The organism is Marinospirillum sp. (assembly GCF_014859565.1).
The window spans coordinates 1-13,034 of the sequence record NZ_JACUUA010000090.1 but is presented as its reverse complement, the minus strand read 5'-3'; the positions used below and the strand labels follow the sequence as shown (position 1 = coordinate 13,034).

13 protein-coding genes are annotated in these 13,034 nt (G+C 48.4%); all 13 read right to left on the bottom strand.

Annotated features, from left to right (window positions below; translation table 11 throughout):
• On the bottom strand, positions 1–1,115 hold a 1,115-nt coding region (pseC, locus tag IBX50_RS11760), incomplete at its 3' end, for a UDP-4-amino-4,6-dideoxy-N-acetyl-beta-L-altrosamine transaminase (protein WP_292256072.1).
• Complete coding sequence (gene pseB / locus IBX50_RS11755) at positions 1,116–2,114, bottom strand: UDP-N-acetylglucosamine 4,6-dehydratase (inverting) (protein WP_292256070.1); 999 nt, start codon at positions 2,112–2,114, stop codon at positions 1,116–1,118.
• A 33-nt stretch (positions 2,115–2,147) separates the two neighbouring features.
• Entirely contained in the window at positions 2,148–3,239 is a 1,092-nt protein-coding gene (locus IBX50_RS11750; RefSeq protein ID WP_292256069.1) for a glycosyltransferase family 4 protein, read from the bottom strand.
• Positions 3,239–4,303, bottom strand: coding sequence for a CDP-glycerol glycerophosphotransferase family protein (locus tag IBX50_RS11745; protein ID WP_292256067.1), 1,065 nt, complete (start codon positions 4,301–4,303; stop codon positions 3,239–3,241). Before IBX50_RS11745 ends, IBX50_RS11750 begins: the two co-directional genes overlap by 1 nt.
• Complete coding sequence (locus IBX50_RS11740) at positions 4,296–5,108, bottom strand: glycosyltransferase family 2 protein (protein ID WP_292256066.1); 813 nt, start codon at positions 5,106–5,108, stop codon at positions 4,296–4,298. The genes IBX50_RS11745 and IBX50_RS11740 overlap by 8 nt, the downstream gene beginning before the upstream one ends.
• A gap of 3 nt (positions 5,109–5,111) precedes the next feature.
• On the bottom strand, positions 5,112–6,353 hold the full coding sequence (locus IBX50_RS11735; RefSeq protein ID WP_292256065.1) for an O-antigen ligase family protein: 1,242 nt from the start codon (positions 6,351–6,353) through the stop codon (positions 5,112–5,114).
• 120 nt (positions 6,354–6,473) lie between these two features.
• A complete protein-coding gene (locus IBX50_RS11730) occupies positions 6,474–7,496 on the bottom strand; it encodes an NAD-dependent epimerase (RefSeq protein WP_292256063.1) in 1,023 nt (340 codons plus the stop codon).
• Entirely contained in the window at positions 7,497–8,669 is a 1,173-nt protein-coding gene (locus tag IBX50_RS11725) for a nucleotide sugar dehydrogenase (RefSeq protein ID WP_292256062.1), read from the bottom strand.
• A gap of 13 nt (positions 8,670–8,682) precedes the next feature.
• Complete coding sequence (locus tag IBX50_RS11720; protein ID WP_366930720.1) at positions 8,683–9,558, bottom strand: UTP--glucose-1-phosphate uridylyltransferase; 876 nt, start codon at positions 9,556–9,558, stop codon at positions 8,683–8,685.
• 22 nt (positions 9,559–9,580) lie between these two features.
• Positions 9,581–9,871 carry a helix-turn-helix transcriptional regulator gene (locus tag IBX50_RS11715; protein WP_292256060.1) on the bottom strand — a complete coding sequence of 97 codons (291 nt, stop codon included), beginning with the start codon at positions 9,869–9,871 and terminating at the stop codon, positions 9,581–9,583.
• Positions 9,872–9,932: 61 nt separating this feature from the next.
• Positions 9,933–11,216, bottom strand: coding sequence for a nucleotide sugar dehydrogenase (locus tag IBX50_RS11710; RefSeq protein WP_292256059.1), 1,284 nt, complete (start codon positions 11,214–11,216; stop codon positions 9,933–9,935).
• Entirely contained in the window at positions 11,213–12,859 is a 1,647-nt protein-coding gene (gene pgi / locus IBX50_RS11705; RefSeq protein WP_292256057.1) for a glucose-6-phosphate isomerase, read from the bottom strand. The genes IBX50_RS11710 and pgi overlap by 4 nt, the downstream gene beginning before the upstream one ends.
• Positions 12,860–12,867: 8 nt before the next feature.
• Positions 12,868–13,034: PD-(D/E)XK nuclease domain-containing protein (locus tag IBX50_RS11700; RefSeq protein ID WP_292256074.1), on the bottom strand; the 167-nt coding region annotated here is incomplete at its 5' end.

Genomic DNA, 13,034 nt, shown 5'->3' with positions numbered 1-13,034 from the left:
TGCTCATCCGTCATGCCATGAAACATGGGAATGCTGATGGCTTCGGAGTAGTAGGCTTCCGCTTCAGGAAAATCGCCTTGCCTGAATCCCATGTTCTGGTAGTAAGGCTGGGTATGAACGGGGATGTAGTGGAGATTGACTCCAAGCCCTGCGGCACGTAACTCTTCAAAAACCTGGCGATGGCTTTTGCCGATTTGATCCAGTTGTAGGCGAATCACATAAAGATGCAGGCCGGAATAGCTGTCCGGGTGTTGCCAGGGAAGGGTAATGGGCAGGGCAGCTAATTGTTCATTGTAAACCTGCGCGATTTGATGGCGGCGGGTGACAAACGCATCCAGCCTTTGCATCTGGCTCAGCCCTAAAGCTGCTTGCAACTCGGTCATCCGGTAATTAAAGCCCAGATCCACCTGCTGGTAGTACCAGGAGCCATCCGGTTCCTGGGTCATCAGTTCAGGATTTCGAGTGATACCGTGGCTGCGCAGCAATTCCATCTTTTGTGCCAGTTCATCCGAATTGGTGAGTGTCATGCCACCTTCAGCGGTAGTAATAATTTTAACCGGATGAAAGCTGAAGACCGTGATGTCACTGTAGTGGCTGTTACCAATGGGTTTGCCTTGGTATTTGCCGCCGATGGCATGGGAGGCATCTTCAATGATTTTAAAACCGTACTTTTGAGATAAGGCATGAATCGCCAGCAGATCACAAGGTTGACCACAGAGGTGAACAGCCACCACCACTTTCGGCAAGCGATTGTCTTTTTCGGCCTGTTGTAGCTTGGCTTCCAAAGCCTGGGGGCAGAGGTTGTAGGTACGAGGGTCGATATCCACAAAATCAACTTGAGCACCGCAATACAGCCCACAATTGGCAGAAGCGACAAAGGTAATGGGTGTTGTCCATAACCAATCACCCTGCCCCAGTCCTAAAGCCAGGCAAGCAAGATGCAAAGCACTGGTGGCACTGTTCACGGCCAAGGCATGTTCGGCACCACAGTAATCAGCCACGGCTTTTTCAAAAGCAGGAACTTGCGGCCCCTGAGTCAAGAAATCCGATTTAAGCACCTCAACAACGGCATCAATATCCTGCTGGTTGATGCTTTGCTTGCCGTAGGGGATCATTTAAATCGCACCAATTTTGTTGCGGTTCTCTTCAATCCAGGCTTGCAGGTCTGAGTCGCTCATCCATTCGCTGTTGTTGTCACTGGAGTAGACAAAGCCTTCGGGCACTTTCTTGCCATCCTTAATGCGATTGGCATCCTGATCCCAACTATTAATTTGGGGAAGAATCTTGAAATGTTCAGGATACTCATAGGTGAAATAAGAATCCTCTGCGCCAATCATCTGTTCATGTAATTTCTCGCCGGGGCGAATTCCCACCACTTCCTGCTTGGCTTCGGGGGCAATCACTCGAGCCAGGTCTGTGACCTTCATGGAGGGAATTTTTTTAACGTAAATTTCACCACCTTCCATATCTTCAAAGGCATGCCAGACCAGCTCTACTCCCTCCTCCAGAGAAATCATAAAGCGTGTCATGCGATTATCTGTAATGGGTAGAACACCCTTGTCTTTGATGGACATAAAGAAAGGAATAACAGAGCCACGTGAGCCCATAACATTGCCGTAACGTACGACAGAGAAACGGGTCCGTTGGGAGCCTGCATAGTGGTTGCCGGCGACAAAAAGCTTATCAGAAGTGAGCTTGGTCGCCCCATAAAGATTGATGGGACTGCTTGCTTTATCCGTAGAAAGAGCAACCACTTTTTTAACGCCTTTGTCGATACAGGCATCGACCAGGTTCATAGCGCCGTTCACATTGGTTTTGATGCACTCAAAGGGGTTGTACTCAGCAGTCGGCACGATCTTAGTGGCTGCAGCATGAACAACATAGTCGACGCCATCTAGAGCGCGATACAGGCGATCTCGGTCTCGAACATCGCCAATAAAAAAACGCACCCGGTCATCACCCTGAAACAGCTTAGCCATTTCCCATTGCTTCATTTCATCACGGGAAAAAATGATCACTTTTTTGGGGTTGTAGTGTTCCAATAACATAGGAACAAAAGTGTGGCCGAAAGAGCCAGTACCGCCTGTGATTAAACATACCGAGCCATCAAACATAGCATTAAAACCTTATTTACATGAGTAGAATTATTACTCTAAAACATCCCTATAGAGTGCCAGTGTTTTCTGGCGAGTTGCATCAACACTGAAATCACGTTCAATTCTCTGCTGGGCGGCCTGTCCCATAACCTTTCGCTTCACATCGTCCGACAGCAGCTCGTCAAATGCGGCAGCAAGCACTGCCGGATCACCCGGCGGTACCACCAACCCACTGATACCAGGCTCGATCAGTTCTGCACTGCCACCGGCATCGGTCACTACCGGAGCAATTCCCTGAGCCATCGCCTCAATGACCGCACGCGGCAAACCTTCACGGCGAAGTGAAGGCAAACAGGCAACATCAAATTCGGCTGCCATACGAGCAGCATCGGGATGAAATCCCAGCAGATGAATACGATCTCTAACTGGGCTGCGTTCACAGGCCTTGCGGATGTCTTCATCCAATACTCGCCCTACCAGCACCAGATGAGCTTGATGGTGTTGATCTACCAGCTCCATGGCCTTGATGAGTTCGATAATGCCCTTGCGCTTTTTCATCCGAGCAACACAGCCAATGACCTTCACACCAGCTGGTACACCCACCATAGGCAATACGGGTTCACTCTGCTGCTGCAAATACCACTCCAACCGATGACCTTTGTAAATAGTGACGACACGCTTTGGATCAAAAAGCTTGAAAAACAGCAGCAAACGCTTTTCGATAAAATAAGTACGAATCGCTTCACAGACACAAACCCAGCGGGCAATGCGCGGATTAAAAAAAGACAACCACGAAAAGGGATCCCAATAACTCAGGTTACCCACAATACCCCGATAAGCAATAACAGGGATCTGAAAGCCAAACGAAGCCAGGGTATAGTTGATCAGCATCCGCTTGGTGAACACATGCACCAGATCGTAAGACTGTTCCTTGATCAAAGAACGGATCTTTCCGATCGCCTTGAAATCCAGCTTGCCAGAGGAAACCAGTGGCACAACCCGAATACCAGCCGCCTCAAACTCAGCCTGCCCTGACCCTTTGGGATGACAGATCACCACTGGCTCAACACCCTCACGAGACAGACCAATGATCATCTGGCGCTCGCCACGATCCGTTCCATCCATCACATAAAGAACACGCATCAGAAAAATTTCCAGTAACCCATTTCAGCACGCAGCTTCAGCTTGCGTAAAAGATTAAATGGCTTGGCTTTTAATTTGGGTAGCTGCTCAGCTAAAAGCATATCTACCGCATCCAGAACACGCTTGCTCGATTGTCCATCGGTAAACTCATGCAGCTCGTGACATAACTCACGTGCTGCTTTTAACTGCTGAACTGGCTGCTTTAATGCTTGCTGCATGGCTGTTTCAAGGTTTGCGGTATCATCAATATCAAGCAAAAAAGAGCCGGGGTTACGTGTACGATAGGTCACCACGGGTTTATCCAGGAACATGAACTCATACATGATCGAGGAAGTGTCACACAACATAAGATCTGCCTCTGCCATGGATGCAAAGAGATCATTTTCTGGCTCAATAAACTCATAACCTGGCAAGGAGATGCTACGGTACTGAGCCATAGTCACTTCATCCATCTTGGGATGCAGTGTCACCTTGAAGCGCCATCGACCTGTTTCAACGAGCTTTTTAATAGCATCTACCAGCACGGGTGCGGCAGTGATTGAAGGAGAAAAGGTGGACGCAAAAAAAACCGTCGGTATATCAGCACCTCTCACAGAAGGTTTACTTTGACCGGCAAAACCCATCAGAGCATCCAGTTTTGGCCAACCTGTTTTAGCAACAGCAAAGGTGCCGTACTGAGCAGCAAGCTCAGTAAATTTTTCTGTATCTCGCGCAGCATGGGTACAGTAAAGATCAAACCAGCCACGAACTCGGTAATGATCACTTTCATCTTCAGATGAGGCTCCACGCTTATTGCGAGCGATACCGTGGAAAACTTGCACTTTAGCGCCAGGAAAAAAATATGGCACCCAGTCTCCAGCTGTGAATACAACATCTGGCTGGAAGCTCATCACCGCCTGTACGGATTGAAGCAGCTGCTCATTTGGCTGAAGTCTGGGCTGTAACTCTGATAGAAAAAACCAAGCCACTTGATCACCACGAGTCAGGATCTGCTCCTGAAGCGGACGAAAAATAGAATAGCAGTAAGCTGCGTTTACAAAAAAAAGATAACGGCGTTTACTCATCCAAGACCTTCTTATGCCGTTGCATTTTTTCATCTCGTGTCAGAATCCATAACCCGGCATGCTTGTTGAAATTCGTTTGCATGTAGTCCATTGCCACAATAAAACCGATGCGACCATCCAGAAAGCCACCACGAAGCACGTAAATCAGGAAAAAAGTCCAGATGGCCCGTAAAACTACCAATAATAGGCTGTGATTGCGCCTGCCTTTGGCAAAATACTTCTGACTTCCTAACCATGCATATTTGGAGTTTTTTTCCAGTGCATGCCCATAATCCCGAGCCGTATAATGCAGAAGCAGTCCAGGTAATTTGCCAATTTTTCCAGGCCGATGATTCAGTTTTTCATGCACCAGATCCGGACTGAAATTCGCACCTTCACGCTGAACCAGCCGCAAGGGTGAACGAGCACTACGACCAAAACGCAGTAATTTGCCGTGGCGAACAACACCCCACTTGATTTTGAAACCCACCTCAGGAACTGAGTCCACCGGTCGTTTTTTCAGTTCCGCAATAGCCTGCTGCGCAGTGGCATCCAGAGCTTCATCAGCATCAATGATCAAGATCCAGTCGCTACTTGCCTGCTCAATTGCACGTTGTTTTTGCACACCAAAGCCCGGCCACTCCGTTACCCACACCTTATCAGTATAGCGACGAACCAGATCAACAGTGCCATCCGTACTGCCACTGTCAAAAACAATGATTTCATCAGCAATCGACTGTACGGATTGCAGGCAGCGTTCTACACGGTCTGCTTCATTAAAGGTGATCAGGCAAACCGATAAACGAGTGCAGCCATTCTCAGACATTATTTACTCTCTACTTCCACGAAACTGATGACTTGTCACAAAAATTGACCAAAGCACGACCAGCATAAAGGAATAAACCATTACACCACTATTGTGGCTAAAAAATACCTGGGTCAGACCAAAATCAATGTAGGTTACAGAAAGAATAGCGCCTGCTACAGCATAAGACCTGCACTGCAGGCAACTGATTCGAAATCCCTTATAAAAAAGCCGTAAGGGGATGAAATAAAGCAGCAGCAAGGCAGCAAGACCCAGCAAGCCTCTTTTAGAAGTAACATTCAAATACTCATTATGCGGGTGGTCAAAGCGGAGAATGAAACGATCAACAACACCCTCCTCAGCCATCCTGGCTTGCGCCGCCATATAACCTTGACTACCCCAACCCAACAAGGGTTTTTCAGCTATCATACGACTGGCTGCATGCCACATCTCAAGCCGGGCACCCACTGAGCTTCGCGCATTTCCCGTTTCCAGATAATCCTGCACTTCTGCTGCAGCAAGCTGCACGCGATGTCTAACCTCTGTCTGAGGAATAGAATATACAAGTGAAGCTAGCACTAAAAGTCCAAGCAGGATATAAAGTGCATGATGCCATCTGAGAAAATCCGAGTAGCCACGATACAACACAAAAAAAGCGATTGGCAATGCAATCCATCCACCTCGGCTGCCTGACAAAACCGACCCAAGCACACCCATCACAAAACCGGCAAACAAAAAAATCAACCAAAACACACGTCGTGGCTGCAAGTATGCCCAACTTAAACCAGCCAGGCACAGCAACCCCATCAACATGCTGATATTTCCAAACTGGATGGTATTGGTAAAACCACCGGCACGGCTCACCTCTTCGACTATTTTCTGCCAAACAGACCAACTACCTGTCAGAATGCTACCGAGTGCAAGACCAGACCAGAAAAAAACAGGTAGGGGAGAGAAACGAAGTAAAAAAGGTAAAACCAATGCAGCTGCAAGAAAGCGGCTAGGTTTATCAACTCCACTGATACCTTGCTCGTAAAGCAGCACCTCCAGAACCCATACAGCAGAGAAAAAAATCAGGGCAAAAACAATTTTCCAGTCATCCCATTCAAGTGCTTTCCATGCAGCAGGACGCCACACATAAACCAAACTCCCGAGAAACAACAGTGCGGCTCCATAAGAATAGCCCGTGGGGACGACTAGTGATATCGCAGAAAAAAGAAACACTGCAAAAGAAGTGTAATACACAGGCAAGGCTATTTTTCGCATTATAAATATATATTCTATTTTTACAAAGGCTAGTAGTATACAGCAAATAGAGCTCCAGGAGCTGTAATGACAAACAAGCCAGCAGTAAACACTCGCTCTACACTACTACACTCTTCAGCACTAAATCTGATAAAAAGCCCTGTACCACCTGACAAAATTTGCAACCCCTTGTCTCACAGGCATTGCAGGTCTATAACCCGTCGCTAACTCCAGTTCACTGGAATCAGCAAAGGTGTCAGCCACATCACCAGGCTGCAAAGGCAGCAGGTCCTTTATGGCCTTTACACCCAGCGCCTCCTCAATAGCCTCAATGTAAGCACTCAGTTTGACTGGGTTGTTGTTGCCAATATTAAAAATACGGTAGGGGGCATTGCTGGTGGCTGGATCTGGATGACCACTATCCCAATCAGGATTGGGTTGAGCAATTTGATCACTCGCTCGAATAACCCCCTCTACAATGTCATCAACATAAGTAAAGTCACGAGTGTGATTACCTTGGTTATACACAGGGATTGGGGCGCCTTCTAAGATGCTTTTTGTGAACTTGAATAGCGCCATGTCCGGCCTACCCCATGGGCCATACACAGTAAAAAAACGCAAACCCGTAGTAGGCAACCGGAACAGGTGACTGTAACTATGAGCCATGAGCTCATTGGCTTTTTTAGTGGCTGCATAAAACTGCAATGGATGATCCACACCATGATGTTCGCTGAATGGCATGGTGCTATTGGCTCCATACACACTGCTGGTGCTCGCGTAGGTCAGGTGCGGAGTTTTAGCGTTGCGACAAGCCTCAATGACATTGGTGAAGGCTAAGATGTTGCTTTCAACATAGGCGTGAGGGTTTTCGAGCGAGTATCGAACCCCTGCTTGTGCGGCTAAGTGAATCACACGATCAAATCGGTGATCCTGAAAGCACTGCATAACTCGTTGCTGATCGGCTAGGTTGTCACGAATGAAAGTATAGGAGCTGCCTGTTTGAGCAGCAGTTTCTTTCAGCACTTGTAAGCGCGCTTCTTTTAGGCTGGGGTCGTAATAATCATTAACACTATCGTAACCTACAACCTCATCACCACGCTCAAGTAGTTTTTTTGCTGTATGAAAACCAATAAAACCAGCATTCCCGGTAACCAGAACTTTCATTTAATTACTTCCAAAAAGATCACGAGTGTAGATTTTATCTTCGACATCATTTAGTTTGTCGGAGCGGCGGTTGGCAATAATAACATTGCTAATTTTTTTAAATTCTTCTAGATCTTTGATAACGCGGGAATTATAGAAGGTGTCATCCTCTAGCGCCGGTTCATAAACCACTACTTCAACACCTTTCGCTTTGATACGCTTCATCACACCCTGAATGGCAGATGCTCGAAAATTGTCAGAGCCAGTTTTCATTACCAGACGATACACACCAACCACCTTTGGCTGACGCGCCAGAATAGAGTCTGCAATGAAATCTTTGCGAGTAGTATTGGAGTCTACTATGGCCTTGATCAGATTACTGGGCACTTGGTCATAGTTGGCCAGCAACTGCTTGGTATCTTTTGGCAAACAGTAACCACCGTATCCAAAACTTGGGTTGTTGTAGTGTTTGCCGATACGTGGATCAAGACCAACACCTTCGATAATTTGGCGGGTATTCAGGTTATGGGTCTGGGCGTAGGTATCTAATTCGTTAAAGTAGGCAACACGCATCGCCAAGTAGGTGTTGGCAAATAGTTTGATTGCTTCGGCTTCTGTCGAATCGGTAAAGAGTATTTTTATATCCTGCTTAATCGCACCCTCTTCCAGCAAGCTGGCAAAAACCTCCGCGCGTTCAGACTTTTCTCCGACAATGATACGAGAAGGATAAAGGTTGTCATAAAGGGCTTTACCTTCTCGTAAAAACTCTGGTGAGAAGAGAATATTCTGAGTGTTGAACTTTTCCCGTACACTTTGAGTATAACCCACTGGCACGGTAGATTTTATAACCATAACAGCATTAGGATTGATGCTAAGTACATCTTGAATAACTGCTTCCACGCTTTTGGTATTGAAGGTGTTGGTCTGCGGATCATAATCTGTTGGAGTAGCAACAATAACAAATTCCGCCTCAGCATAGGCGGTTTGCTTATCGGTAGTAGCGGTCAAATTGAGTATTTTTTCTGCCAGATATTGCTGAATCTCAGGATCATCAATCGGTGACTGCTTCGCGTTGATTAGATTGACCTTAGCCTGCAGAATATCCAGCGCAATAACCTTGTTGTGCTGAGCCAACAAGATAGCATTGGAAAGACCCACGTAGCCGGTTCCGGCAATAGTGATGTTCTTTTTCACAGTTAATCAAACCTTATTCTAGTAAACCCGCTTCTTTGCCCAGCTGCATGTTGGCCTGTAACCAACCCTGCACATAACCACAATCAAAAGTTCGACCATGCATCCGGTAGGCTTCTACAACGCCACCTCTGCGGATCAGTTCTGCAATGGCGTCTGTCAGCTGGATTTCTCCTCCGGCACCCGGTGGTGTCTCGGCTAGTAGCGCCATAATCTCGCCGGGCAGGATATAGCGCCCGATCACGGATAAACGACTCGGTGCATCTGCCGGAGCGGGTTTTTCCACCACCGATAACATCGGAGCCGTTGCGCCGGGCTGCAACTCTACACCACCACAGTTGACGATGCCATATTGATCCACCCTTTCCAGTGGTACTTCTTCAACCATAATTTGCGCTGCTTGCCTTTCCTGGCTGGCTTTTGCCATCACGGCGAGGTCGATCAAGCTATCATCCCCAACGGCTGGCTTGACCAGCACATCCGGCAAAATCACGGCAAAAGGCTCGTTGGGTTGCAATAAATGTGCAGCGCAGTGAATGGCATGACCCAAGCCTAAAGCACGACCCTGGCGCACACTGGTGATTTTTAACTCCGCTGGAGCAATGTCACGCAAGGCTTTTAACAAGGCCGTTTTGCCTTTCTTTTCCAGTTCACTTTCCAGTTCGTAGTGGCAATCAAAGTGATCCTCTATCGCTGATTTACCGCCTCGGGTGACCAGTATCACCTCATTCAAACCGGCTGCGAGCGCCTCTTCCACCACATGCTGAATCAGTGGGCGATCCACCACCGGCACCATTTCCTTGGGGATGGATTTACTGATGGGCAATAAACGGGTGCCAAGACCGGCAACAGGGATAATCACTTTTTTCAGTGCAGGCAATTCAGTATTCAAAATTCTTCACCTTTGGAGCAAATCAAAATTTATTAACACGATGACGCTCAGCCAGAACAGCTGCGTGCAACTCTTCCAATGTCGGCAATGGAGATTTTTCGCGGATACTCAGCTCAAACCCCAGATAATCCAGAACCTTCATGACTTTACGAATACCCACATCACCTGCTCTTCCGGTCTCGATACTGTTCAGGGTTACACGTGAAATTTGCAAATGCTCAGCCAACAGCTGCTGGGTAATCCCCTGCTGCTGCCGTAACTGTCGAATCTGCTGACCCAGCTCAAGAAAGTCCATACCCCACCGAATGATCAAAATATTTATCATATATAGGTTAAAACACCAAAAATGAAAAGTATTTTGTTCGCCGCTATCTTTACAAATCCCTTCCCCGACCGATGCCAGAGTAGATCCAACCCTGTTCTGCCAGGGCTGCCGGATTGTAGATATTACGGCCATCCAGCAGTAGGGGGGTGCTCATCTGTGCTTTGATTTGTGCCATATCCAGGTTCCAGAACTCTTTCCATTCAGTGACCAGCAACAGGCCATCCGCCTGAGCAACGGCCTGTTCGGCAGACTCAGCATAAACCAGTGCCGCATCCGGCAGGTGTTTTTTTAAGGCAGGCAAGGCCATCGGGTCATATACACAAACCCGTGCACCATGAGCCAACAGGGATTCAATCAGTTTTAACGCAGGGCTGCCATCAATCGCGGCAGTATTGGGCTTAAAGGCCACACCCCAGATTGCAAAGGTTTTACCGGATAAATCAGCACGATAAAAGCGCCACAGCTTCTGAAACAACAGGTCTTTCTGCTGCTCGTTAATGGCACAAACACTGTGCAACAAACCGGAAGAATGCTGGCTATCCAACTCCTGATTCAGCTGGCTGAGAGTATTCAAAAAAGCCTGCCCACCAAAACCACAGCCGGGATAAAGATACTGAAAACCAATACGAGAATCCGTACCCATGCCTTGTCGAACCTGTTCTATATCAATACCCCGTACACCGGCCAGTTGTGCCAGCTCATTCATGTAACTGACGCGTGTTGCCAGCATACCGTTGATGGCTAACTTGGTCAGTTCAGCCTCTTTAGGTGGCATCACCAACAGCGTATCACGGCTGCGGTTAAACGGGTTCAGCAAACGCCGGATAAAATCTGTAGCCTGCTCATCATGACTGCCCAGCAAAATACGCTCCGGACGCAAAAAGCTTTCCAGTGCTCGACCCGCCTGAATAAATGCCGGCCAGTAAACCACACTGACTGCTGACGATGCAGCCGACTGGCTCACCAACTGATCCAGCCAGTCTTGCAGTTGATCTGTAGTACCAATGGCAACCGGCTGCACCAGGGCAATAAGCTGCTGACGAAAATGGCTTACACCTGCATCCAGAAAGGGCTGTATCTGTGCTTTTAATTCCGGCAGCGCCACATCCGGCTCAGCCAGCAGTAATAAATCTGCCTCTTGTGTTGAAGCGGCCAGATTCAGCCGACCGGCATCCATCTGGCGCTGCAACAGTCGTAACAGATCCGGTTCAGCAGCCTCACTTTCTGGCAACGGCAGCTCATCAGCCTGCATGTTCACTTTACATCCGGTAGACGCCAATGCGCCTGCCAGAGTCCAGGCGACCAGATCATCACCTACAATTCTGACCTTCATACATCACCTCGCTGAGCCTGACGCAAGCGCTGAATGGATCGAGCCAGCGATTGGGTGGAAGAATCCAGCTGTGCTTCAGTCGCATCACCACAACTGGCCAGCAAGGGTTGCAACTGCAGAGCAACCTGTTTGCCCAACTCCACCCCCCACTGATCAAACGGATTAATACCCCAGAGCACCGCTTGAGCAAAGACCTTGTGTTCATAAGCGGCAATCAACGCACCCAGCGACTCAGGGGTCAGTTGATCCAGCAGCAGCGTGGAAGAAGGCTGATTGCCGGGATAATGGCGGAAAGGGTTATCCGTTACCTCCACTGCAGCATTACCCAATGCCAGCACCCGAGATTGAGCCAGGCAGTTGGCAATGTTCAGCTCATGCTGTGCGACCAGTTCTTCATAATGAGCATAATGACGGGCAGAATCATAACGTGCAGCGGCCAGAATAAAATCCGAAGCCACCGGCTGAGTGCCCTGGTGCAATAACTGATAAAAAGCGTGCTGAGCATTGGCACCGATCTCGCCCCACAAAACCGGACAAGTGGCATAATTCAACGGCTCACCATGACGGGTCACTGACTTACCGTTGCTTTCCATCTCCAGCTGCTCAAGATAAGACGGAAAATACTTCAAACGACCATCGTAAGGCAGAATGGCATGAGCACGAATATCCAGACAATTCACATTCCAGATACCCAGCAAGGCCAGCATCATCGGCAGATTTTGTAAGGGTGGCGCAGAACGGAAATGCTCATCCATCTGATGAGCACCCGCCAGCAACTGACGAAATACCGGCATACCAAGGCTCAAGGCAATCGGCAAACCGATGGTTGCCCAGAGTGAAAAACGACCACCCACCCAATCCCAGAACAACAACTGATTGGCCTCCGGCAGTCCCCAGGCGGACATCTTTTCCGGTGAGGCCGACATACCAATAAAATGACAACGATGCAGCAACTCGGAATCCTGACAATAACTGCCCAGCCAGGATCGCACGGTATTGGCGTTGGACAGGGTATCTATAGTGGTGAAGGACTTGGAGGCAATCGTAAACAGCGTGGTTTCCGGGTTTAAATGCTCCAGCAAATCAAACAGCTGGCTGCCATCAATGGTCGAAGCAAAGTGTACTTTCAGAGTTCGAGCAGCAGGCAGGGTGTATTCCTTTAATGCCTGAGTCACCATCAAGGGTCCCAGATCACTGCCACCGACCCCCAGATTGACCACATCAGTGATCCGCTTGCCGGAAAAACCCCGCCACACGCCCAACTGTATTTTATCCACCAGCAGAGTCATGCGTTGCAACTGCTCTTCCACACACTGCAAGTGATCGGGTAACCGATGAGTAGGCGTGCGTAACGCACTGTGCAAAGCAGCACGGTTTTCGCTGATGTTCACTGGTTCACCCGCAAACAAAGCCGCAACCCGACCGGGTAAATCCACTTCATCAGCCAGCTGCTGTAAACCTGCCAACACCGGATCACTCACTCGCTGTTTACTGTAATCCAGCGACAGAGAACCGGCTTCAACTCGATATTCAACACCCCGTCCTGGGCGATCTGCAAATAGATCAGCAAGATGAGGGATGGATTCTGGCAAGGCCTGCAACTCTTTAAAAGCCTTACGCTGGGTTAATAAATCGTCAGACATGTTGATCCTTAATCGTCCATCTCAAACGCCACAATCTGGCGCTGTTCTCTGGAAAACTCCACCCCGATCAGGTGAAGGTTTAAGCCTTTGTCCTGGTATTTATCGGCATAGTGTTTGTCTTTGATCTGCTGCAGGGCAGATCCTTCCGGCAGTTGCTCTACTACCTTAAACTCAA

Coding starts and splice junctions, on each gene's coding strand:
- pseB (WP_292256070.1), bottom strand. CDS start 2,114: ATGTTTGATGGCTCGGTATGTTTAATCACAGGCGGTACTGGCTCTTTC.
- IBX50_RS11750 (WP_292256069.1), bottom strand. CDS start 3,239: ATGCGTGTTCTTTATGTGATGGATGGAACGGATCGTGGCGAGCGCCAG.
- IBX50_RS11745 (WP_292256067.1), bottom strand. CDS start 4,303: ATGAGTAAACGCCGTTATCTTTTTTTTGTAAACGCAGCTTACTGCTAT.
- IBX50_RS11740 (WP_292256066.1), bottom strand. CDS start 5,108: ATGTCTGAGAATGGCTGCACTCGTTTATCGGTTTGCCTGATCACCTTT.
- IBX50_RS11735 (WP_292256065.1), bottom strand. CDS start 6,353: ATGCGAAAAATAGCCTTGCCTGTGTATTACACTTCTTTTGCAGTGTTT.
- IBX50_RS11730 (WP_292256063.1), bottom strand. CDS start 7,496: ATGAAAGTTCTGGTTACCGGGAATGCTGGTTTTATTGGTTTTCATACA.
- IBX50_RS11710 (WP_292256059.1), bottom strand. CDS start 11,216: ATGAAGGTCAGAATTGTAGGTGATGATCTGGTCGCCTGGACTCTGGCA.
- pgi (WP_292256057.1), bottom strand. CDS start 12,859: ATGTCTGACGATTTATTAACCCAGCGTAAGGCTTTTAAAGAGTTGCAG.